The sequence below is a fragment of the Streptomyces sp. Ru62 genome, from assembly GCF_002920615.1.
Lineage (GTDB): Bacteria > Actinomycetota > Actinomycetes > Streptomycetales > Streptomycetaceae > Streptomyces.
On the sequence record NZ_PQSU01000002.1, the window covers coordinates 272999 to 293278 of the forward strand.

General features: G+C 71.8%; 19 protein-coding genes. 8 read left to right on the plus strand and 11 right to left on the minus strand.

The window, feature by feature from the left end; all coding sequences use genetic code 11:
* The first annotated feature begins 5 nt into the window (after positions 1-5).
* The gene (locus C3492_RS03660) at positions 6-479 is read left to right on the plus strand and encodes a MarR family winged helix-turn-helix transcriptional regulator (RefSeq protein WP_103810249.1); all 474 of its coding nucleotides are present in this window, start codon (positions 6-8) and stop codon (positions 477-479) included.
* On the opposite strand, the gene C3492_RS03665 is transcribed toward C3492_RS03660, so the two are convergent.
* From C3492_RS03665 to C3492_RS03680, 4 genes are all read right to left on the minus strand, one after another.
* A complete protein-coding gene (locus tag C3492_RS03665) occupies positions 480-1280 on the minus strand; it encodes a sugar phosphate isomerase/epimerase (RefSeq protein WP_181140181.1) in 801 nt (266 codons plus the stop codon).
* Positions 1281-1515: 235 nt separating this feature from the next.
* Complete coding sequence (locus C3492_RS03670; RefSeq protein ID WP_103810250.1) at positions 1516-2442, minus strand: bifunctional helix-turn-helix transcriptional regulator/GNAT family N-acetyltransferase; 927 nt, start codon at positions 2440-2442, stop codon at positions 1516-1518.
* A 77-nt stretch (positions 2443-2519) separates the two neighbouring features.
* Positions 2520-3116, minus strand: a complete 597-nt coding sequence (locus C3492_RS03675) for a dihydrofolate reductase family protein (protein WP_103810251.1) — start codon at positions 3114-3116, stop codon at positions 2520-2522.
* A gap of 208 nt (positions 3117-3324) precedes the next feature.
* Positions 3325-4371 (minus strand): LacI family DNA-binding transcriptional regulator, encoded by a 1047-nt coding sequence (locus C3492_RS03680; protein ID WP_103810252.1) that lies wholly within the window; start codon positions 4369-4371, stop codon positions 3325-3327.
* A gap of 235 nt (positions 4372-4606) precedes the next feature.
* Between C3492_RS03680 and C3492_RS03685 the strand changes: the two genes are divergently transcribed.
* Genes C3492_RS03685 through C3492_RS03695 form a run of 3 tightly spaced genes read left to right on the plus strand, consistent with a single transcriptional unit; the run spans position 4607 to position 7805 of the window.
* Complete coding sequence (locus C3492_RS03685; protein ID WP_103810253.1) at positions 4607-5758, plus strand: Gfo/Idh/MocA family protein; 1152 nt, start codon at positions 4607-4609, stop codon at positions 5756-5758.
* Positions 5755-6906, plus strand: a complete 1152-nt coding sequence (locus C3492_RS03690; RefSeq protein ID WP_103810254.1) for a dihydrodipicolinate synthase family protein — start codon at positions 5755-5757, stop codon at positions 6904-6906. Before C3492_RS03685 ends, C3492_RS03690 begins: the two co-directional genes overlap by 4 nt.
* Positions 6903-7805, plus strand: a complete 903-nt coding sequence (locus C3492_RS03695; RefSeq protein WP_258055466.1) for a sugar phosphate isomerase/epimerase — start codon at positions 6903-6905, stop codon at positions 7803-7805. Before C3492_RS03690 ends, C3492_RS03695 begins: the two co-directional genes overlap by 4 nt.
* Positions 7806-7930: 125 nt before the next feature.
* Here C3492_RS03695 and rbsD read toward each other — a convergent pair whose 3' ends face one another.
* From rbsD to C3492_RS03720, 5 genes are all read right to left on the minus strand, one after another.
* Positions 7931-8320: a D-ribose pyranase gene (gene rbsD / locus C3492_RS03700; protein ID WP_103810255.1), complete on the minus strand. Its 390-nt coding sequence runs from the start codon at positions 8318-8320 to the stop codon at positions 7931-7933.
* Positions 8317-9219: a ribokinase gene (locus C3492_RS03705; RefSeq protein WP_103810256.1), complete on the minus strand. Its 903-nt coding sequence runs from the start codon at positions 9217-9219 to the stop codon at positions 8317-8319. The genes rbsD and C3492_RS03705 overlap by 4 nt, the downstream gene beginning before the upstream one ends.
* 79 nt (positions 9220-9298) lie before the next feature.
* Complete coding sequence (locus C3492_RS03710; protein ID WP_103810257.1) at positions 9299-11248, minus strand: substrate-binding domain-containing protein; 1950 nt, start codon at positions 11246-11248, stop codon at positions 9299-9301.
* The gene (locus C3492_RS03715) at positions 11238-12794 is read right to left on the minus strand and encodes a sugar ABC transporter ATP-binding protein (RefSeq protein ID WP_103810258.1); all 1557 of its coding nucleotides are present in this window, start codon (positions 12792-12794) and stop codon (positions 11238-11240) included. The genes C3492_RS03710 and C3492_RS03715 overlap by 11 nt, the downstream gene beginning before the upstream one ends.
* Entirely contained in the window at positions 12791-13849 is a 1059-nt protein-coding gene (locus C3492_RS03720; RefSeq protein ID WP_103810259.1) for a LacI family DNA-binding transcriptional regulator, read from the minus strand. Before C3492_RS03720 ends, C3492_RS03715 begins: the two co-directional genes overlap by 4 nt.
* Before the next feature lie 644 nt (positions 13850-14493).
* On the opposite strand from C3492_RS03720, the gene C3492_RS03725 reads away from it, so the two are divergent.
* Entirely contained in the window at positions 14494-15267 is a 774-nt protein-coding gene (locus C3492_RS03725; protein ID WP_374938320.1) for a DUF2637 domain-containing protein, read from the plus strand.
* Between the two features lie 520 nt (positions 15268-15787).
* On the opposite strand, the gene C3492_RS03730 is transcribed toward C3492_RS03725, so the two are convergent.
* A complete protein-coding gene (locus C3492_RS03730; protein WP_103810260.1) occupies positions 15788-16198 on the minus strand; it encodes an ATP-binding protein in 411 nt (136 codons plus the stop codon).
* Positions 16199-16400: 202 nt separating this feature from the next.
* On the opposite strand from C3492_RS03730, the gene C3492_RS03735 reads away from it, so the two are divergent.
* From C3492_RS03735 to C3492_RS03745, 3 genes are all read left to right on the plus strand, one after another.
* Positions 16401-17252 carry a helix-turn-helix transcriptional regulator gene (locus tag C3492_RS03735; RefSeq protein ID WP_103810261.1) on the plus strand — a complete coding sequence of 284 codons (852 nt, stop codon included), beginning with the start codon at positions 16401-16403 and terminating at the stop codon, positions 17250-17252.
* A gap of 8 nt (positions 17253-17260) precedes the next feature.
* Complete coding sequence (locus tag C3492_RS03740) at positions 17261-17479, plus strand: DUF397 domain-containing protein (RefSeq protein WP_103810262.1); 219 nt, start codon at positions 17261-17263, stop codon at positions 17477-17479.
* 123 nt (positions 17480-17602) lie between these two features.
* Positions 17603-17983 (plus strand): VOC family protein, encoded by a 381-nt coding sequence (locus tag C3492_RS03745; RefSeq protein WP_103810263.1) that lies wholly within the window; start codon positions 17603-17605, stop codon positions 17981-17983.
* Here C3492_RS03745 and C3492_RS03750 read toward each other — a convergent pair.
* Positions 17970-20210: a hypothetical protein gene (locus tag C3492_RS03750; protein ID WP_103810264.1), complete on the minus strand. Its 2241-nt coding sequence runs from the start codon at positions 20208-20210 to the stop codon at positions 17970-17972. The two genes, C3492_RS03745 and C3492_RS03750, sit on opposite strands and share 14 nt — an antisense overlap.
* Between the last annotated feature and the right edge of the window lie 70 nt (positions 20211-20280).

Here is a 20280-nt window from a genome sequence, read left to right on the forward strand (position 1 = left end):
GGGGCATGACAGGCACCGACACCCCACTGCCGCCCGACGAGCTCGCCGACCGACTGACGGAGGTGTTCACCCTGGTGGGGCCGCTGTACCGGCGGGTGCACCGCAAGGTGGAGCAGGCCGAGCCGATCGAGGGGCTGTCCGTCGGCGTGCGCGCGGTCCTGGATCTGTTGCGTCAGCACGGACCCATGACCGTCCCTCAACTCGGCCGCGCCCAGACGCTCAGCCGGCAGTTCGTGCAGCGCATGGTCAACGATGCCGCCGCGCAGCACCTGGTCGAGGTCATCCCCAACCCCGCCCACCAGCGGTCCTCACTGATCCGGCTGACCGCCGACGGCATGGCCGCCATCACCGCGGTACGCGCCCGCGAACACGCGGCCCTGCGGCAGGTGGGCGGCAACCTCACCGGCGCCGAAGTGGACGCGTGCGTGCACGTCCTGACCCGGATGCTCGCGCTCTTCGACGACGCCGACGTGCCCTAGCTAGGCCGCTTCGCCCAGCACCCTCAGCAGATGCTCGCGGCCGGCGCCGAGCAGCCCCGGAAGCGGCGCGGCCCCCTCGTACCAGCGCTTCTCGTACTCCCAGCACAGCCAGCCGTCCCAGTGGTGCCGGGACAGCACGTCCACGCACTCGGTGAGCGGCAGCACGCCGGTGCCGAGCGGCAGGGGGGTGGGGTCCTCGGCGGAGGCGATGTCCTTGACCTGGACGTAGCCCAGGTGCGGGGCGAGGGCCGCGTAGGTGTCCGACGGCTGCTCACCACCCAGCCAGGTGTGCATCACGTCCCACAGCGCGCCCACCTGCCGGTGCCCGACCGGGCCGAGGATCCGGATCGCGTCGGCGCCGGTGCGGTGCGAGTCGTGGGTCTCCAGCAGGATCCGGACGCCCAGGGCGGCGGCGTCCTCGGCGGCGGTGCCGAGCCGCCGGGCGGCGATCGCGTCCGACTCCTCGCGGGGCCGCTCCGGGTCGGCGCCGGGGAAGACCCGGACGAAGGGCGCGCCGAGGTCGTGGGCCAGCCGCAGGAGGTCCCGGATCTCCGCGAGTACGGGCGCGTCGTCGCCCGGGGCGGCGACGCGCGCGTACCCGGCGAGGCCCAGCAGCTCGACCCCGGCGTCCCGGAACAGGGCCGCGGTCTCGGCGCGTCGGGCGGGTGCCAGGCCGGGGTGCACCGGCTCCTCGGGATGGGCGCGCAGTTCGACACCGTGGTAGCCGTGCGCGGTCGCGAGCGCGAGGACCTCCGGGACGGGCAGGCCGGGGACACCGAGAGTGGAGAACGCCAGCTTCATGGGCAGGGACCCTACTCGCCCCGCCCGCCACTCGCGCGATCCACACAACACGATCCACCACGCTGGGCCGACCGGGGCCGGGGACACCGCGCTCCGGGGTCACTGGGTGCTGTGGAGGGATGATGCCCTGCGTCGCTCGCCTGGTGCGGCCGGTGCGCGTGCCAGGTCGTGGCCGGTGTGGACCTGGCCGGCGATGAAGGCGAGGTCGTAGGGCGCTGTCGAAGGACGCCCCGCGTCACTCGCCCGGCCCGCGCAGCGCCAGCCGCCAGTCCTGGCCGATCAGGTCCTTGCCGAACGAGTGATGGGGGCGCTCGGCGACCAGGGCGAACCCGTGCCGCTGGTAGAGGCGGCGGGCGCTGTCGAGCACGTCGTTGGTCCACAGCACCAGCTCCGGGTAGCCGGCCCCACGGGCGAAGTCGATCACGGCCCGCACCAGCCGGTCGCCGACGCCGCGCCCGCGCACCTCGGGCTCCACGAGCAGCAGCCGCAGCCGTGCGGTGCCGGGCGCGTCGTCGCGTACGCACATCACACAGCCCACGGGCCGCCCGGCCAGCTCCGCGATCCACACCCGCTCCAGATGCGGATCGTGATCCTCCGCGTAGTCGGCGACGATCCGGGCGACAAGCCCCTCGTACTCGGCGTTCCACCCGTACTCGGCCGCGTACAGCGCGCCGTTGCGCTGCACGATCCACCCCAGCTCCCCGGCCCGCGGCTCCCGCACCACCACGTCCGCGGCCCACTTCTCCCCGCCCAGGATGTCCCGGATGGTCCGCATGGCCTCGGCCAGCCGGGGCCGGTCCGCGGGAGCGACGCCGTCGAGCAGCGCCCCGACGGACTCCCGTGCCCGCTCGTCCAGCAGCGCGGCCGTCTCACGCCCGCGCGCGGTCAGCGTGATTCGGCGCCGCCGCGGATCGTCCTGCGACGGCTCCCGCCCGATCAGCCCGCCCTCCTCGAACCGGTTCAGGATCCGGCTCAGGTACCCGGCGTCGAGCCCCAGCCCACCGCGCAGGTCGGCCGCGTCCAGATACGGCGCGTGCGCGAGCTCGTACAGCACCCGCGCCTCGGTCAGGGTGTACGGGGCGTACAGGTGGCGCTCGTAGTCGAGGGCGCCGATCACACTCGTGTAGAACCGGTTGAAGGCGCGGACGTCCTGGACGGTCATGATCGCCCCCGGATACTTGACCCAGTCAGAGATCCTGCTCCTTTGAGCCTAGGCCGCCCGCGTGCCCCCGTCCACGCCTACGACCGCCCGGCCGGCCGGTACACGTTCACCTGCGCCCCGGTCTTCGCGGTGGCCGACGACACCAGCTCCCAACTGCGCAGCCCCCCGTCGGCCGGGAAGACCGACTTCCCGCCGCCGAGCAGCACGGGCATGACGACGAGCGTCAACTCGTCCACGAGCCCCGCCGCGATCAGCGCCCGCACCAGCGTGGGACTGCCCATCATCGCCAGGTCCCCGCCCTCGGCGGCCCGCAGCTCGCGTACCTTGTCCAGGGCCTGCGCCCCCGGAATCCGCTCGGTGTTCTCCCAGCTCAGCTCGGACTCGCCGAGCGTGTCGGAGACGACGTACTTCTTCATGGAGTTCAGCCGGTCGGCGAACGGGTCCCCCGCCCGCTCCGGCCACGCGGCGGCCATCGTCAGATACGTGCGCCGCCCGTACAGCAGCGCCTCGGCCTTCTCCAGCCCCGCGGCGAAGGCCCCGCCCACGACCTCCGGATCGAAGAACGGATGCGACCACCCGCCGTGCGCGAACCCCCCGTCGGTGTCCTCCTCGGGGCCGCCCGGGGCCTGTACGACTCCGTCAAGACTGATGAACTCGGTGACGACGACACGCATGGATCCGCTCCTTGTCAGAGGTGGTGCGCTTGCTGTCTACGACGATGAAGACGGCCGACACCCGCAAAACTCATCGGCGCTGTCCAGGAAGCCGCAGTGCAACCAACCTAGGGGCGCGGGGAACTGCGCGCCCAGCCCTCACACACCGGCGCCCGGCACACCACCACAGCCCCCACCCCCGATGCCGCCCCCACGACACCCCGCACCCTCACCCCCGCGGAACCCCGGAGGACCCCCGCACCATCAACTCCCCCCGCACCGAGGCGATCCCCCCGGGCGGCGGCTCCTCGCGCCCCATCGCGATGCGCCCGGCCCGTGCTCCGGCCTCCGCCAGCGGCAACCGGACCGTCGTGAGGGACGGCACCGCGTCGATGCTGAACGGCAGGTCGTCGAAGCCGGCCACCGAGACGTCCTCGGGAATCCGCAGTCCGGACTCCCGCAGCGCGGCGCAGGCGCCGAGGGCGACGGAGTCGTTCGCGGCCACGATCGCCGTCAACGAGGGGTCGCGGCGCAGCAGCTCCAGCGTGGCCTCGTGACCGGACCGGCGGTCGTAGCGGCCGTGGACCGTCCGGCGCGGGTCCTCCTCGATGCCCGCCGCCGCGAGCGCCGCGCGGTGGCCCTCCAGGCGGTGCCGGGTGGTCGTGCGTTCCTCGGGGCCCGCGATGTAGCCGAGCCGGCGGTGGCCGAGGCCGATGAGGTGGTCGGTCAGCGCGCGGGCGCCGCCGCGGTTGTCGAAGGTCAGCGCGACGGCCTGGGTGTCCGGCGCCGGCGGGCGTCCGCACAGCACCACCCGGGTCCCGGCGTCCGCCAGCTTGCGCAGCTTGGCCGCGACCGCGGCCGCGTGCGGCGCGTCCTCCACGGCCCCGCCGGTCAGCACCACGGCCGCGGCCCGCTGCCGCTGGAGCAGCGTCAGATACGTCAGCTCGCGCTCGGGGGAGCCGCCCGTGTTGCAGACGACCGCGAGGCGTTCGCCGCCCGCGCGCCCGCCCGGGCCCCCGATCTCCGCCTGGATCGCACTCGCCATGATTCCGAAGAACGGGTCGGCGATGTCGTTGACGAGGATGCCGACCAGGTCGGAGGTGGCCGCGGCGAGGGCGCTGGCGGGGCCGTTGAGGACGTAGTCCAGCTCGTCCACCGCGCGCAGCACCCGCTCGCGGGTGGACGCGGCGACCGGGTAGTTGCCGTTCAGCACGCGCGACACCGTCGCGGGGGAGACCTGGGCGCGGGCCGCCACGTCCGCCAGGGTCACCGTCATCTCGTCGTCCTCCGGTCGCGCGTCGTCGGGTACGCCCTCGTAGACAGCGGGGCGTCCGTCCTGGTTCCGAGCAGACCTTAAGGCCACGGCCCCCGGTTGTTCGCCCGCTCGAACAAATCGAAGCGGACACGGTCTTGTACAGACCACTTCCAGAGGCTAGCTTCTCCTCGTATAGAAAGCGCTTGCTATCCGATGGCTGAACTGCCTGCTCCACCAGCCCACGAAGGGGACTCACGTGACACGCAAGACGGTGCGTATCGCCATGAACGGCGTGACCGGGCGCATGGGCTACCGCCAGCACCTCGTCCGGTCGATCCTCGCCCTGCGCGACCAGGGCGGCCTCGACCTCGGCGACGGCACCGTGCTCTGGCCCGAACCGGTCCTGCTCGGCCGCCGGGAGCACGCCCTGCGGGAGATCGCCGAGCGGCACGGCCTGGAGGAGGTCTCCACCGACGTGGACGCCGTCCTCGCCGACCCGTCCGTCGACATCTACTTCGACTCCCAGGTCACCTCCGCCCGCGAGGAGGCCCTCACGAAGGCGATCGCGGCCGGCAAGCACGTCTACACCGAGAAGCCCACCGCCACCGGACTCGACGGCGCCCTCGCCCTCGCCCGCCTCGCCCACGACAAGGGTGTCAAGCACGGCGTCGTCCAGGACAAGATCTTCCTGCCGGGCCTGCTGAAGCTGAAGCGCCTCGTCGACGGCGGCTTCTTCGGCCGCATCCTCTCCGTGCGCGGCGAGTTCGGCTACTGGGTCTTCGAGGGCGACTGGCAGCCCGCCCAGCGCCCCTCCTGGAACTACCGCGCCGAGGACGGCGGTGGCATCGTTGTCGACATGTTCCCGCACTGGGAATACGTCCTCCACGAGCTGTTCGGCCGGGTCACCTCCGTCCAGGCCCTCGCCGCCACCCACATCCCCCAGCGCTGGGACGAGAACGGCAAGCCCTACGACGCCACCGCCGACGACGCCGCCTACGGCGTCTTCGAACTCGAAGGCGGTGCCGTCGCCCAGATCAACTCCTCCTGGGCGGTCCGCGTCCACCGCGACGAACTGGTCGAGTTCCAGGTCGACGGCACCGAGGGCTCGGCAGTCGCCGGCCTGCGCCGATGCCGCGTCCAGCACCGCAGCGCCACCCCCAAGCCGGTCTGGAACCCGGACGTGCCCGCCACCGAGGTCTTCCGCGACCAGTGGCAGGAGGTGCCCGACAACGCCGAGTTCGACAACGGCTTCAAGGCCCAGTGGGAGCTGTTCCTCAAGCACGTCTACGCCGACGCCCCCTACCACTGGGACCTGCTGGCCGGCGCCCGGGGCGTCCAGCTCGCCGAACTGGGCCTGAGGTCCTCCGCCGAGGGCCGCCGCATCGACGTACCGGAGATCTCCCTGTGACCATCCGACTCCCCGCGGCGGACGGCACCCTGCGCTCGTACGAGCCGCGCACCGCCCCCCTCTCCCTCGTCCCCGGCACCCCCCTCACCTCCCGCACGGTCTTCTCGGCGGCCCATGTCGTCGCCGACCCGTTCGCCGACGTCCCGCCCGACGCGCCCGCCGCCGTGGACTGGGACGCCACCCTCGCCTTCCGCCGCCACCTGTGGTCCCACGGGCTCGGTGTCGCCGAGGCGATGGACACCGCCCAGCGGGGAATGGGCCTGGACTGGGCGGGCGCCGCCGAACTGATCCGGCGCAGTGCCGCGGAGGCGCGCGCGGTCGGCGGCCGTATCGCCTGCGGTGCCGGCACGGACCAGCTCGCCGGGGGCACCCTCGCCCGGATCCGGGCCGCGTACGAGGAGCAGCTCGCGCTCGTGGAGGAGGCGGGCGCCCAGGCCATCGTCATGGCGTCCCGGGCGCTGGCCGCGACGGCGAAGGGCCCCGAGGACTACCTGGAGGTCTACGGCCACCTCCTGCGCCAGGCCGCCGAACCGGTGATCCTGCACTGGCTCGGCCCGATGTTCGACCCGGCCCTGGAGGGTTACTGGGGCTCGTCCGACCTGGACGCGGCCACCGAGACCTTCCTGGAGGTGATCGCGGCCCACCCCGACAAGGTCGACGGCGTCAAGATCTCCCTGCTGGACGCGCGGCGCGAGGTCGACCTCAGACGGCGGCTGCCGCGGGGCGTGCGCTGCTACACCGGCGACGACTTCCACTACCCGGAGCTGATCGCGGGCGACGAGCAGGGCTTCAGTCACGCCCTGCTCGGCATCTTCGACCCCCTCGGCCCGCTCGCGGCCGAGGCGGTACGGGCCCTGGACACGGGCGACGTCCAGGGCTTCCGCGAACTCCTCGACCCCACGGTGGAGTTGTCCCGCCACCTGTTCCAGCCGCCCACCCGCTTCTACAAGACGGGGGTGGTGTTCCTCGCCTGGCTCGCCGGCCACCAGGGCCACTTCACCATGGTCGGCGGCCTCCAGTCGGCCCGCTCCCTGCCGCACTTCGCCCGCGCCTACGAACTCGCCGACGGACTCGGCCTGTTCCCGGACCCGAAGCTCGCCGAGGAACGGATGAAGACCCTTCTGTCGCTGTACGGGGTGAACCAGTGAGCACGGCGGAACTCGCACGCTTCTCCATCAACCAGATGACGGTCAGGCAGCTCTCCCTCCCGGAACTGGTCGACGCCTGTGTCGCGCTGGGCGTCCCCGGTGTGGGCCTGTGGCGCGAGCCGGTGCAGCGGTACGGCGTGGAGGCCGCGGCCAAGCTGGTGGGGGACGCGGGCCTGACGGTGACGACGCTGTGCCGGGGCGGCTTCCTCACCGCGACCGACCCCGTCGAGCGGGCCGAGGCGCTGGGCGACAACCACGCCGCGATCGACGAGGCCGCCACCCTCGGCACCGACACCCTGGTCCTGGTCTCCGGCGGACTCCCCGCCGGCAGCAAGGACCTGCGCGGCGCCCGTGAGCGCATCGCCGACGCGCTGGCCGTCCTCGCCCCCTACGCGGCCGAACGCGGCGTACGCCTCGCCATCGAGCCGCTGCACCCGATGTACGCGGCCGACCGCTGTGTCGTCTCCACCCTCGCCCAGGCCCTGGACCTCGCCGAACGCTTCCCCGCGCACCAGGTCGGGGTGGCCGTGGACACGTACCACGTCTGGTGGGACGACCAGGCACCCGCGCAGATCGCCCGCGCGGGCACGGCGGGCCGCATCCACACCTTCCAGCTCGCCGACTGGACCACCCCCCTGCCCGAGGGCGTCCTCAACGGGCGCGGTCAGATCGGCGACGGAGCGATCGACATGCGCGAGTGGAAGAGCCGGGTGGAAGCCGCCGGGTACACCGGTCCCATCGAGGTCGAGCTGTTCAACGAGCGGTTGTGGGCACGGGACGGGCGTGAGGTGCTGGCGGAGTCGGCGGAGCGGTTCCTGGAGCACGTCGTCCGCCGGCGGACCGCCGAGGGAAATTCCCCGGAAGCGGGTGCAACCATTCCGCCGCCTGCGGTGTCGTAACTGTCGTCGGAACCACGGGGGACCCGGGGGGGGATCGGGTTCCGGCAAGGGAGGGGAACGCCGAGGGGGCGTCCCGGGCCTACGGGCCGGGGAGGCCCCCTCGAAACGTTCCGGCCGTCTCCGCCCTAGAAGAACACCCCGCAGCGCAGCAGGACGTTCGCGTACGGCCGGGCCTCGCCGGTGCGGACGATCAGCCGGGCCCCGGCCGACAGCTCCTTCAGCCGCTCGTGCGGGACGAGGGCCAGCTCCGGGAAGCGGGCCTGGAGCAGCCCGGCCGCCGCCGGATTGGCCGCCCGTACCTCCTGCGCGGCCGTGGCGCCCTCCACCACCAGCTCGGCCAGCAGGCCGTCCAGCACCTCGGCGAAGGACGGCACACCGGCACGGAAGGCCAGGTCCACCACCCGGGGCCCGTCGGGTATCGGCATACCGGCGTCGCAGACCAGCACCCCGTGTCCGTGGCCCAGTTCCGCCAGGGCGCCGGACAGATGACGGTTGAGGATCCCCGCCTTCTTCACAGAGCCTCGACCTCCTCCGCCGTCGGGTACGACTCCTGCGCGCCCCGCCGGGTCACGGCCGCCGCGCCGACGCGGGCCGCGTAGGCCGCCGCGTCCGCCAGGTCCGCACCCGACCCGAGCTTCCAGGCCAGGGCGGCCGTGAACGCGTCCCCGGCACCCGTGGTGTCCACCGCGTCCACCTTCACCGACGGCACCCGGGCCGTCCCCGAGCCGTCGGCCACCAGCGCCCCCTCCGCGCCCAGCGTCACCACCACCGAGCGGGGACCCTCGGCCAGCAGCAGCCGGGCCCAGTCCTCGGGGTCGTCGCTCGCACAGGCGTCCCCGAGGACGACCCGTGCCTCGTGCTCGTTGAGGATCAGCGGGTCACACGCCGCCAGCACCTCCGCGGGCAGCTCGCGCGGCGGCGACGGGTTCAGCACGAAGCGACTGTCCGGTCCCAGGTTCCGTACGACCTCCACGACCGTCTCCAGTGGGATCTCCAGCTGCGCCGACACCACCCGGGAGGCGCGCAGGACGCCCGCCGTCGCCCGGACGTCCGCCGGCAGCAGGCGGGAGTTGGCGCCCGGCGACACCACGATGCTGTTGTCGCCGGACGGGTCGACGGTGATCAGCGCGACGCCCGTCGGGGCCCCGCCCACCAGCACGCCCACCGTGTCGACCCCGGCCGTGCGCAGGGAGTCGAGCAGCAGCCGGCCGTGGCCGTCGTCGCCGACCCGCGCCAGCAGGGCCGTGGCGGCACCGAGCCGGGCCGCGGCGACCGCCTGGTTGGCGCCCTTGCCGCCCGGGTGCACGGCCAGATCGCCGCCGAGCACCGTCTCGCCGGCGGCCGGCCGCCGCTCGACGCCGATCACCAGGTCGGCGTTGGCCGATCCCACGACCAGAAGGTCGTAGTCGTACATCAGTTGACTCCCCTGAGAGATGACGCCAGGCGGGCCGGCCCCGGAAGTCCCGGGGCCGCCCCGCCCGAGTCGCCTGTTGTCAGCCGGTGAAGCCGGCCACGTTGTCCTTCGTGACCACCTTCACCGGCACCTTCACCGTCGGGTCCACCTTGTCGCCCCTGACCGCCTTGAGGGCGTTGTCCACGGCGATCTTCCCCAGCTGCGAGGGCTGCTGGGCGACGGACGCGTACAGCGTGCCGTTCTTGACCGCGGTCAGGCCGTCCGGGGTGCCGTCGAAGCCGACGACCTGCACGGACCTGCCGGCCTTGGAGCCGAGCGCCTTGATCGCGCCCAGGGCCATCTCGTCGTTGGCGGCGATGACGCCCTGCACGTCCGGGTGGGCCTGGAGCAGGTTCGACATCACGTCGAGGCCCTTGGTGCGGTCGAAGTCGGCGGGCTGCTGCGCGAGCACCTGGATGCCCGGGTAGGCCTTGAGGCCCTGGGCGAACCCGGCCGCCCGCTCCCGGGCCGCCGACGTGCCCGCCTGGCCCTGGAGGATGACGATCTTGCCCTTGCCGCCCAGCTTCTCGGCGATGGTCTTCGCGGCCAGCTCACCACCGGCCACGTTGTCGGAGGCGACCAGCGTGTCCACGGACGCGTGGTTGACACCGCGGTCCACGGCGATGACCGGGATCCTCGCCTTGTCGGCGGCCTTCACGGAGTTGCTCGCCGCGTCCGAGTCCACCGGGTTGACGATGATCGCGCCCAGGCCCGAACTGGTGAAGTTCTGGAGCTGGTTGGCCTGCTGCGAGGCGTCGTTCTGGGCGTCGGTGACGGTCAGGTCCACGCCCAGCTTCTTCGCCTCGGCCTGGGCACCCGACCGGATCTGCACGAAGAAGGGGTTGTTCAGCGTGGACAGGGACAGACCCATCTTCGGGGCCGTGGACGACGAGGAACCGCTGTGCAGGAAGGAGGTCGCGCCGACGATGGCCACGGTCACCACGGCGGCCAGCGCGTACGTCGCCGCCTGCTTGCCCTTCGGCCCGCCCGTGCCGGCGGCCACCGGGGTCGCCCCGGCCTTGCGGCGCACGGTGTCCAGCAGTACCGCCAGCGCGATCACGACACCGATCACGACCTGCTGCCAGAACGCGGACACCGACAGCAGGTTCAGGCCGTTGCGGAGCACCGCCAGGATCAGCGCGCCGATCAGCGTGCCGGACGCCTTGCCGGTGCCACCCGCCAGCGAGGCGCCGCCGATGACGACCGCCGCGATGGCGTCCAGCTCGTAGCCGTCGGCGGCCTGCGGCTGCGCCGAGGAGAGCCGGGAGGCCAGCACGATGCCCGCCGCGGCGGCGAACAGCCCGGACAGGGCGTAGATCGCGAGCTTCTGCCGCTTCACCCGGAGACCGGACAGCCGCGCGGCCTCCTCGTTGCCGCCGATCGCGTACATGGACCGGCCGATGTACGTCCGCCCCAGCACGAACGCGGCGATCAGCCCCATCACCACCATGACCAGCACCGGCACCGGCAGCCAGCCGCCGAGGGTGTCCCCGAGGTGGGAGACCGAGTCCGGGAAGGCGATGGGGGAGCCCTGCGAGATCACCAGGGCCAGACCGCGGCCCACCGACAGCATGGCCAGCGTCGCGATGAACGGCGGCAGCTTGCCGTAGGCGATGAGGAAACCGTTCACCAGACCGGCGACGATGCCGGTGGCGACCGCCATCAGCACCGCGAGCACCACTGGCACCCCGTGGGAGGTGGCGCTCCAGGCCAGCACGGTCGCCGACAGCGCGGCCACCGAGCCGACCGACAGGTCGATGCCCGCCGAGACGATCACGAAGGTCACACCGAAGGCCAGGATCGCCGTCACGGCCGCCTGGACGCCGATGTTCAGCAGGTTGTCCGTCGTCAGGAAGTCGCCGGACAGCGCCGACAGGGCGATGACCAGGACGATCAGCGCGGTGAGCGCGCCGTTGTCGAGGAGCAGCCGGCGCAGGCCGCCCGGGGCGCCACTCGCGCCCGCCGGCCTCTTGAGCGTGTCAGTGGCCACGGGGGGCCTCCTTGTCGGTGGTGGGGGTGGAGCCGGTGGCGGAGTCCGAGCCGGCGGTCGGGGTGGAGACGGCGAGCGCCATGACGGCGTCCTGGGTGGCCTCGTCGGCCGGGAGTTCACCGGCGATCCGGCCCTGGGCCATCACCAGCACCCGGTCGCTCATGCCGAGCACCTCCGGCAGATCGCTGGAGATCATCAGCACGGCGGCACCGGCGGCCGTCAGCTCGTTGATCAGCTGGTAGATCTCGACCTTGGCGCCGACGTCGATACCGCGCGTCGGCTCGTCCAGGATCAGCACCTTGGTGTCGGCCAGCAGCCACTTGCCGATGACGACCTTCTGCTGGTTGCCGCCGGACAGCGTCCGCACGTGCTGCCCGAGGCCCGCCATGCGCACGCCCAGCTGCCCGGCGATCCGCTCGGCGGCGGAGTACTGCGCCTTGCGGTCCACCAGCCCGGCCCGGGTGGCCGACCGGAGGGTCACCAGTCCCAGGTTCTCCGCGACGGAGGCGTCCAGCACCAGCCCCTGCCCCTTGCGGTCCTCCGGCACCAGCCCGATCCCGGCCGCCATCGCCGCGTTCACGTCGTGCCGCTTGAGCTCGGCACCGGAGACCCGCACGACCCCGTGGTCGTACGGATCGGCGCCGAACACCGCCCGGACGACCTCCGTACGGCCGGCCCCCACGAGCCCCGCGATACCGACGACCTCGCCGGCGTGCACCTCGAAGCTCACGTCGTGGAACACGCCGTCACGGCCCAGCCCCTCGACGGACAGCAGCGCGGCGCCCTTCTCCGGACGCCGGCGCGGGTACTGCTGCTCGATGGAGCGCCCCACCATCAGCCGTACGAGCTCGTCCTCGGGCGTGGCGGCGGGCACCTGCCCGACACTGCGCCCGTCCCGGATGACGGTCACCCGGTCCCCCAGGGCGGCGATCTCCTCCAGATGGTGGGTGATGAAGACGATCCCCACGCCGTCCTCGCGCAGCGACCGCACGATGGCGAAGAGCTTCTCCACCTCCTCCGAGGTGAGCACGGCGGTCGGCTCGTCCATGATGAGCACGCGCGCGTCCAGGCTGAGCGCCTTGGCGATCTCGACCATCTGGAGCCGCGCGATGCCGAGTTCCCGCACGCGGGCCCGGGGCGGGACATCGACCCCGACCCGCTCCAGCAGCGTCGCGGCCTCCGCCTCCATCCGTTTCCGGTCGATCATCCCCAGCCGGCGCGGCTGCCGCCCCAGGAAGATGTTCTCGGCGACGGTGAGGTCCGGCACCAGATTGAACTCTTGGTAGATGGTGGCGATCCCGAGGCGCTCGGAGTCCTGCGCACCGTGGATGCGCACCTCCTCACCGCCTACGAGGATCCGGCCGGCATCGGGGGTGTAGGCACCGGAGAGCATCTTGATGAGGGTGCTCTTGCCGGCGCCGTTCTCACCGAGCAGTACATGGACCTCACCCCGGCGCAGGTCGAAGTCGACGCCGTCGAGCGCGACCACGCCGGGGAAGGTCTTGCGTATGCCCTCGATGCGCAGCAACTCGTCCGGGTTGCTCACGACGTGCTCCTTTGCACTGGGGAGGGGGACTGCGTGGGGGGTGCGGGGGTCTGGGAGGGCACGAGCGCCTCTCCGCAGGAGCGGCGTACGACGAGCCGCGCGGGCAGGGTGACGGAACGCGGGGTGCGCCCCTCGATCCGGTCGACCAGGGCCCGTACGGCGGCCCGCCCCAGCTCACCGGTCGGCTGGGCGATGGCGGTGACCGGCGGATCGGTGTGCACGAACCACGGGATGTCGTCGAACGCGGCCAGCGCGATGTCGTCGGGCACGCGCAGCCCACGCGCGCGTACGGCGTCCAGGGCGCCGAGCGCCATCAGGTTGTCGGCGGCGAAGACGACCTCGGGCGGCTCCGGCAGATCGAGGAACCCTTCGGTGACCCGCCGTCCGCTCTCCGCCTGGAAGTCGCCCTGCCCGATGTAGACGTCCGGGAGCGGGAGCCCGTACTCGGCGAGCGCGGCCCGGAACGCCTCCACACGCTCACTGCCGGTGGTGGTGGCGGCGGGCCCGGCGATGATGGCGAGCCTGCGGTGCCCGAGCCGGCACAGATGGGCGACGAGGTCCCGTACGGCGGCCTGCCCGTCCGCGCGGACCACGGGAACGTCCACGCCGGGGATCCACCGGTCGACGAACACCATGGGCGTCCCCGCCCGGGCGGCGTCGAGCATGAGGGGCGAACCACCGTCGGTGGGGGAGACGAGCAGCCCGTCGATCCGCCGGTCGAGCAGATTCCGTACGTGATGGTCCTGGAGCTCGGGCCGCTCGTCGGCGTTCCCGATGATCACGCTGTAGCCGAGCGCGCGGGCTTCTTCCTCGACGGAGCGGGCCAGCTCGGTGAAGTAGGGATTCAGCACGTCGCTGATGACCAGCCCGAGGGTATGGGTCTGATCCGTCCGGAGGGACCGGGCGACGGCGTTGGGCCGGTACCCCAGGGCGTCCACGGCCCCCATCACCCGTGTCCGCGCGTCGGCGCTGACGGACGGATGCCCGTTCAGCACGCGCGACACGGTGGCCACGGACACACCCGCCGCAGCGGCCACGTCCTTGATGCTCGCCATCGCCGGCCCCACCTCCTCGTGGGTTCATGGAATCGATTACATCCCTGCTGTAGGGAGGATTGGAATCGATTACACGAGCCGGAGGCAAGGGGCCAAGGGCGGCCGAGACCCAATCGTGACCGGGGGCGGGCGAGGGGGGGGTGGCCGCCCCGGGGCCGGGCGGGCCGGCGGCAGCGGAACGGACGATCAGACCGGAAGGGCTTTCAGAATACAACCCACTCGACTCACAAGCTGGATTCTGAAAAGCGAATGACACAAATGAAAAAACGCACTTACAACGTTTCCCTCGCGCCATGTTCACTCATTTGCCGCGCATCTGGAGGAGAGGAGGCGGCGTTAGCTCGAATATGACGACAGCAAGGTTCCATGGCTTGCCTCGCCGCGACGCGCGGAAAGACGGTCTGTCTGCGAGTCGTGTGGCGACGGTGGCAAAGTATATTTACACACCTGGTGTTGCACGCTCGCTGGAGGCGCGTGGCACCTTGCGCGGGGACGGCGTACGCGTCGAACCCCAGGCCACCGAGTCGCTGCTCCGTGAATTCCTCACCCTATTGGAAGCGGTGCAGGAGGAACTTAATCAACGGTGGACCGACCAGGCAAACTCTGACTGTCGCGCGGATCGTGTGTGACGGGGGCGGATCTCCATGAATCACGACTATGCGGGTTCCTCCTTCGGCCGGCGTGAACGGTACGCGGACACGCCCCCTTACACGGTGGGTACCGTCTGGCACAGCAGCCCCGTCGACGCCTTGGACTCATCTCCCCTGGTGCCCCCCGACTCGGGCTGGGACCCGGCCGAGGAACTCGCCTACCTCCTGCAGGAGGCCATCCCGGCCGAGCAGCCGGCCGTGGTCCCGCCTCCGCGCAACGAGGCGTCATCCCCCGTCGACTACGCCGACCCGATGGAGAACCTGGCCCGGATCACCGCGCAACTGCCGCCCATCCGACGCCCCTCCGCCGGGGCCGCACACCGCAAGAGCCGGGTGCGGAAAATCCGAGTCAAATGGTTGCAGACCAGCAGCTTCGTGATCGCCGCATTCGTTTCCGTCATCGCTGCGATGGTCAGCGTGTTCGGCGGAATGGCGGCCTACGGGCCACTGCGGAACATCACGTCGGGCACGAGCAGCGAGATGATCGCCTGGTGGCCCATTCTCGTGTACGGCCCCTGGATGGTGGCTTCCCTCTCCGTCCTGCGAAGCGCCTTGCATCAGCGCCGGGCCCTGCACTCGTGGTTCATCGTCCTGCTGTTCTCATCCGTAGCGATGATGCTGTGCGTGGCCCAGGCCGACCGAACGATCACGGGTATCGCCGGCGCCGCCCTCCCCGCGTGCGCGTCCCTGGCATGCTTCCAGCAACTGGTCCGCCAAATCACCTTGACGCTTCCCCCACGCCAGGACAAGCCCCGCCACCGCCGCTAGCCCCACCCGCCGTGGCTCCCCCCTGAGAATTGACAGGCAGATCTGTTCCACCCCCGACCCACCCCACCTGCGCCTTACCCCCACCCCCTGGCACAGATCTGCCAATCTCCCGCTTCCACCCCCACCGCCCCGCTCGCGCACCCCCCCCACCGGCCGTTCGCCGCCAAGCCGGCCCGGCGTGCCGGCGAGACGCGCCCGCGCCCCCCTCCGACGCTGTGTACCCAACCAACCCGAGGGCCCGTCGCCGCTGGGCCACCGCTGTGCCGGGCCGCTCGCTCGCTTCTCCTCCGGGCTGGAGCGGGCCGGGTCAAGGGTGGGCCGGAGGCCCATCGCCGAAGGCGACGCGCAGCGCCCTTGACGCGGGTCGCGGAAGCCCGACACTGGCCCAGAAGCGAGCGGCCCAACGGCTACCTGCTCACTCCCTCGTGAACAGCTCCGTGGCCTCCACCGCGTGCACGGCTCGCTGGGCCCAGCTCCTTCCGGGAGATCTGGCGCAGCGCCTCGTGCGACGAGCCGACCGTCACGCCACCTCCAGCTCGCACCACACGTACTTGCCCCGGTCGCCGAACCTGGCCGACGGCTGCCACCCCCAGTACTCCGCGCAGGCCTTCACCAGCCCCAGCCCCCGCCCCGCCTCCCGCTCCAACGCCCGCTCCAACGGCACCGGCGGCTCGGGCGGCGCCGGGTCCGTGTCCCACGCCCCGATCCACACCAGGCCCTCCGGGGAGCGGCGCACCCTCAGCGCCGCCGGCCCCTTCGTGTGCCGCACCGCGTTCGACACCAGCTCCGTCGCCAGTAGTTCAGCGGTGTCGAGCAGCCCCGCCAGCCCGTGCAACGTCAGGATCACGCGCAGGGTCCGACGGCAGACGGTCACGGCTCTGGGGTCGTTGGGGATGTAGAGCGTGTAGTCCCAGGGTTCGTTCTCGGGCATGACTCAGCGCCTCCGGTCAGTGGGTGGGGTTTCCACGCGCGGTGGCATTGCCGCAGCCGCCATGGCAGGACGGCGCGGTGCGCTTCCGCAGCGTGTGCGATGCGTCACCGACCGTAGGGCTAACTGTTTAACTGGCGCAACTGGATCGCGTAGTGTGACGCCCGAACGAGTAACGCCCACGGGCGTGTTGGGAGGTCCGGCGATGGCGTTGAGGAGCGAGCCGACAGCACGTCAGCTGCGTCTGGCGGTCGAGCTGCGCAGGCTCCGTGATGCAGCAGGCCTGACGGCCCGGGAGGCGGCGGCGCTGCTCGGGGTGACCGCTCCGGCCATCAGCCAGATCGAGTCCGGCCTCGCGGGTGTGAGCGAGAAGCGGTTGCGCCTCCTCGCGTCCCATTACGCCTGCACGGACGAGGAGTTCATCGATGCCCTGGTCACGATGGCGACCGACCGGACTCGCGGCTGGTGGGAGGAGTACCGGGGGCTGCTTCCAACGCCGTTCCTGAACCTGTCGGAGCTGGACCACCACTCCCGATTTCAGTACAACGTGGCCATCGTGTTCGTACCGGGTCTGCTGCAGACAGCGGACTACGCTCGCGCTGTCTACGCCACCAGAGTCCCCGAACTCACCGAGGAAGAGCTGGAACTGCGTGTGCGCCACCGCTTGGCGCGCCGCGTGATCTTCGAGGGTCCTTCGCCCACCCCTTTCGATGCGGTGATCCACGAGGCAGCGCTGCGGACCATGGTCGGCACCCGGACCGCAGCACGAGCACAGCTCGCCCACATCCTGGAACTTTCCGAAGCGGATCACATCACCGTGCGGGTCATCCCGTTCGATCGGGAGGGTTTCTCCGGTGGCAGCAGTTCGATGGCTTACCTCGGCGGCAGTGTGACCAAGCTGGACACGGTGATCCGTGACGGTCCCACCGGCGCGCTGTACATCGACGCCGAGGACCAACTGGCCACGTACCGCGCGCGGTTCCACCACGTAAGAGCGATGGCGTTGGAGCCCGGACACTCGCGTGATTTCATCCAGCGGCTGGCGAAAGAACTGTGAGGCACAGCATGACCGCCCCGAGTAACTGGCGAAAGTCGTCCTACTCCGGAGACGGCGAGGGCGACGACTGCGTAGAGATCGCCCCCACCCCCACCCACACCTCCATCCGCGACTCCAAGAACCCCACCGGGGCCATCCTCACCTTCCCCGCCCCCACCTTCGCCACCTTCCTCGAAGCCCTGAAGACACACCAGGACCCTCACCGCCACCACCACCCCCACCCCTAGGACCCAAAACCCTTCGCACCCGCTCCCCCCGCCCGGTACGGTCTCGACGTGTTCCCGCCGCGCGGAGCCCCGCCGGTCCGCGTGGCCGCACCGGCCGTCCCACGCTGAGAGCAGGTTCCGTCCATGGCATGTCGTATCGGTGAGCTCGTGCTCGGTTGCCGCGAACCCGAGGTGCTGGCGCGGTTCTGGTGCGAGGTCCTGGACTTCGTGGTGCTGGGGCGGGAAGAGGACGGCAGTATCGAGATCGGGCCGCGGGAAGGGTTCGGCGGCGCGCAGCCGACGCTCTTCCTCAGCCGCAGGGCCGAGCCGGAGCCGGGGAAGTCGCGGTTGCACATCGACGTCAACGCCACCGACCGCGATCAGGACGCCGAGCTCGAACGCCTCTTGAAGCTCGGGGCGCGCCCGGCCGACGTCGGTCAGACCGGCGAGGAGTCCTGGCACGTTCTGGCCGACCCCGAGGGCAATGAGTTCTGCCTGCTCAAGGCCCGCCTCAACCCCCTCTGAGTGCGGCGAAGAGGTCCGGCAGGAGCCCCGCGTTGGGATGGCTCAGAGGCACCGTCAACACGGGTTTCGCGACGCCCGCTTGACGGACGCTGATGACGCCGTTGTCCGGCTGCGCGGCGCTGATCGACTCCCAGGGCAGGGAGAGCCGTGGTTTGGCGCATGCGATGCCGCCCTGGTTCACCTCGACGCTGCCGCCGACCGTGACGGTCTCACCACGGCGGACCCGGGCGACCAGTTCGGTGAGCAACCGGGGCTCCAGGTACTGCCTGGCCAGGTTCACCAGGAATGCCCACTCCTCCGGGTGGTCGGCCCGGCGGCCCGCCTGGTAGAAGTGCACGCGGACCACGGGTCCGCCGTGGTACGGGTACCTGCCCACCGCGAAGTCCCACGTGTGGTCGTGGGTCGTCGGGTACAGGAACCGCTTGGTGGCGGTGTGGGTCGCGGTGTAACTGACCCACTCCACCTGGTCGAGCGCGAGTGAGTGCTTGCCGAAGGTGATGACCCGGGGGTCGGCGTAGAGACGCTTCCGGCGCACCTGCGTGTCGAGAACCGGAACCGGACCGGGCCGCGCCGACCCCGCCGCAGCGGAGGGCCCCTCGGCCCTGGCGGGCCCCGCCTCCCCACCAGGCCCCGACGCCTCAGCGGACCCCGCGTCCCCACCCGGCCCCGCCGCCCCAGCCCCTACGGTCCCCGCGGCGGTCCCGCCCGTCGCGGGCCCGGTCCCGTCCGCACCGCCGATGTGCGCGGTGAGCCATGCCGGTGTATGGGCGCGCGGGTAGGCGGCCAGGTCGGCGCGGTAGTGGCCGGGCGCCAGCAGGTGGTCGGCGGGGAGGGGCCGGTCGCCGTAGTCGTACTCCGTGGTGATCCGGGCGTTCGCTCCCGCGCTGTGGCTGACGGTGAGCAGCAGACGCCACCACGGGCCGGACGGCATCTGTGCGGCGAGGTGTCGCTGCCGGCGGACCAGTACGGCCATCTGCTCGGGGACCCGGACCTCGGTGCTCCGGTTCCCGGACCAGAACCGGAGCTGGGCAACCTCGCCGGAGACCGTGAAGGAGAAGGCCGCCGCCAAACGGTCCCACCCCGGCGGGCCGAGCAGGGCCAACTGCTGTGCGATCGGGGTGATCAGCCGGGACGCCCTGGCCGCGACCAGCTCCTCGGCGGCGGGTTCGATGGTGAACGAGCTGATGCCGGCCGAGCCTTCCGACGCGGAGTCGAGCCGCATGACCTCGTCCCTGAGGTCGGCCATGAACCTTTCCTCGGCGGGTTTGCGGCGCACGTACGCCTCTTCGGCGGCGAACATGTCCTCCGCCTGCTGCGGGGGGATCGCGCTCGATGTCTCCTTGACCCGCCCGACATCGCTCACCAGGAACACCGAGCGGCCCACCGGCATGTCCAGGAACGCCATCGGATCGCTCTCGTCGACGTCCACCGGCGCGTAGACGCTCCAGCCCGCTTCGAAGCGGTCCGCCGCGAGCCCTCGCGTGGGGTGGTCCAGGCGGCGTGCCCGGATCCGTTCCACGACCAGGGAGACGGCCCGGTCCGCGGTCATCCGCCCGCCCTCGGGCGTCGGCACGTGGTCGAGCGGGTGGCCGGCCCGGCCGCCGGGGCCGGTACCGGCCGCCGACCGGCCCCGGTAGTGCTGCGTGAGGTCGAACCAGAGGCACACCTCCTCGGCCGTCTCGACGTCGACATCGGCCGCGACCACCGACCAGGAGCCTCCGGCGTCCCGCCCGTACAGCGTGACCAGGTCGCCGTCGCCCCGGCCGGCGACGACGTAGTCCGCCTGGTGGAGCTCGCCGAGCCCGGCCGCGTCGGCGAGTGTGGGCGCCGTGGGGCTGACGCGCTGCCCGAACGCTTCGCCGCTCACGTCTAGGGCAGTCAGCACGTGATCGCTCAGCACGTGATCCCCGTCAGGAGTGGGGGCGTACTCGTAGCCGACCTGGGGGCTGTCGTTCCAGTCCGGCTCCGGCCGGCTCAGGGCATCGTGCCGACGGCGCGTTCGCACGACGACCAGGGCGGGGGCGTTGGCGACGAGCAGCGACCAGGTGCCGGTGGCGTCCCTGCCGTAAAGGGTGATGTCGTCGTGGCCGTGGCGGACCGAGACGTAGTCCGTCCGGTGACTGTCGCCGTACTCGGCGGCTTCGCCGAGCGTGGGGGCCGTGGAGACGACGCGTTCCCCGAACCGTTCGCCGCCGGCATCGGTGGCAGCCATCACATAGCGGGTCATGTGGTCCTGGCTCCTGTCGCTACGAGGATCAGGGGTGCGGGGCGCCCGCCACTCTAGTGGCTGGAGACGT

Coding starts and splice junctions, on each gene's coding strand:
- C3492_RS03675 (WP_103810251.1), bottom strand. CDS start 3,116: ATGCGTGTCGTCGTCACCGAGTTCATCAGTCTTGACGGAGTCGTACAG.
- C3492_RS03705 (WP_103810256.1), bottom strand. CDS start 9,219: ATGTACGACTACGACCTTCTGGTCGTGGGATCGGCCAACGCCGACCTG.
- C3492_RS03745 (WP_103810263.1), top strand. CDS start 17,603: ATGGCATGTCGTATCGGTGAGCTCGTGCTCGGTTGCCGCGAACCCGAG.
- C3492_RS03750 (WP_103810264.1), bottom strand. CDS start 20,210: ATGACCCGCTATGTGATGGCTGCCACCGATGCCGGCGGCGAACGGTTC.
- C3492_RS03720 (WP_103810259.1), bottom strand. CDS start 13,849: ATGGCGAGCATCAAGGACGTGGCCGCTGCGGCGGGTGTGTCCGTGGCC.
- C3492_RS03725 (WP_374938320.1), top strand. CDS start 14,494: ATGAATCACGACTATGCGGGTTCCTCCTTCGGCCGGCGTGAACGGTAC.
- C3492_RS03670 (WP_103810250.1), bottom strand. CDS start 2,442: ATGACCGTCCAGGACGTCCGCGCCTTCAACCGGTTCTACACGAGTGTG.
- C3492_RS03680 (WP_103810252.1), bottom strand. CDS start 4,371: ATGACGGTGACCCTGGCGGACGTGGCGGCCCGCGCCCAGGTCTCCCCC.
- C3492_RS03660 (WP_103810249.1), top strand. CDS start 6: ATGACAGGCACCGACACCCCACTGCCGCCCGACGAGCTCGCCGACCGA.
- C3492_RS03665 (WP_181140181.1), bottom strand. CDS start 1,280: ATGAAGCTGGCGTTCTCCACTCTCGGTGTCCCCGGCCTGCCCGTCCCG.
- C3492_RS03740 (WP_103810262.1), top strand. CDS start 17,261: ATGACCGCCCCGAGTAACTGGCGAAAGTCGTCCTACTCCGGAGACGGC.
- C3492_RS03735 (WP_103810261.1), top strand. CDS start 16,401: ATGGCGTTGAGGAGCGAGCCGACAGCACGTCAGCTGCGTCTGGCGGTC.
- C3492_RS03730 (WP_103810260.1), bottom strand. CDS start 16,198: ATGCCCGAGAACGAACCCTGGGACTACACGCTCTACATCCCCAACGAC.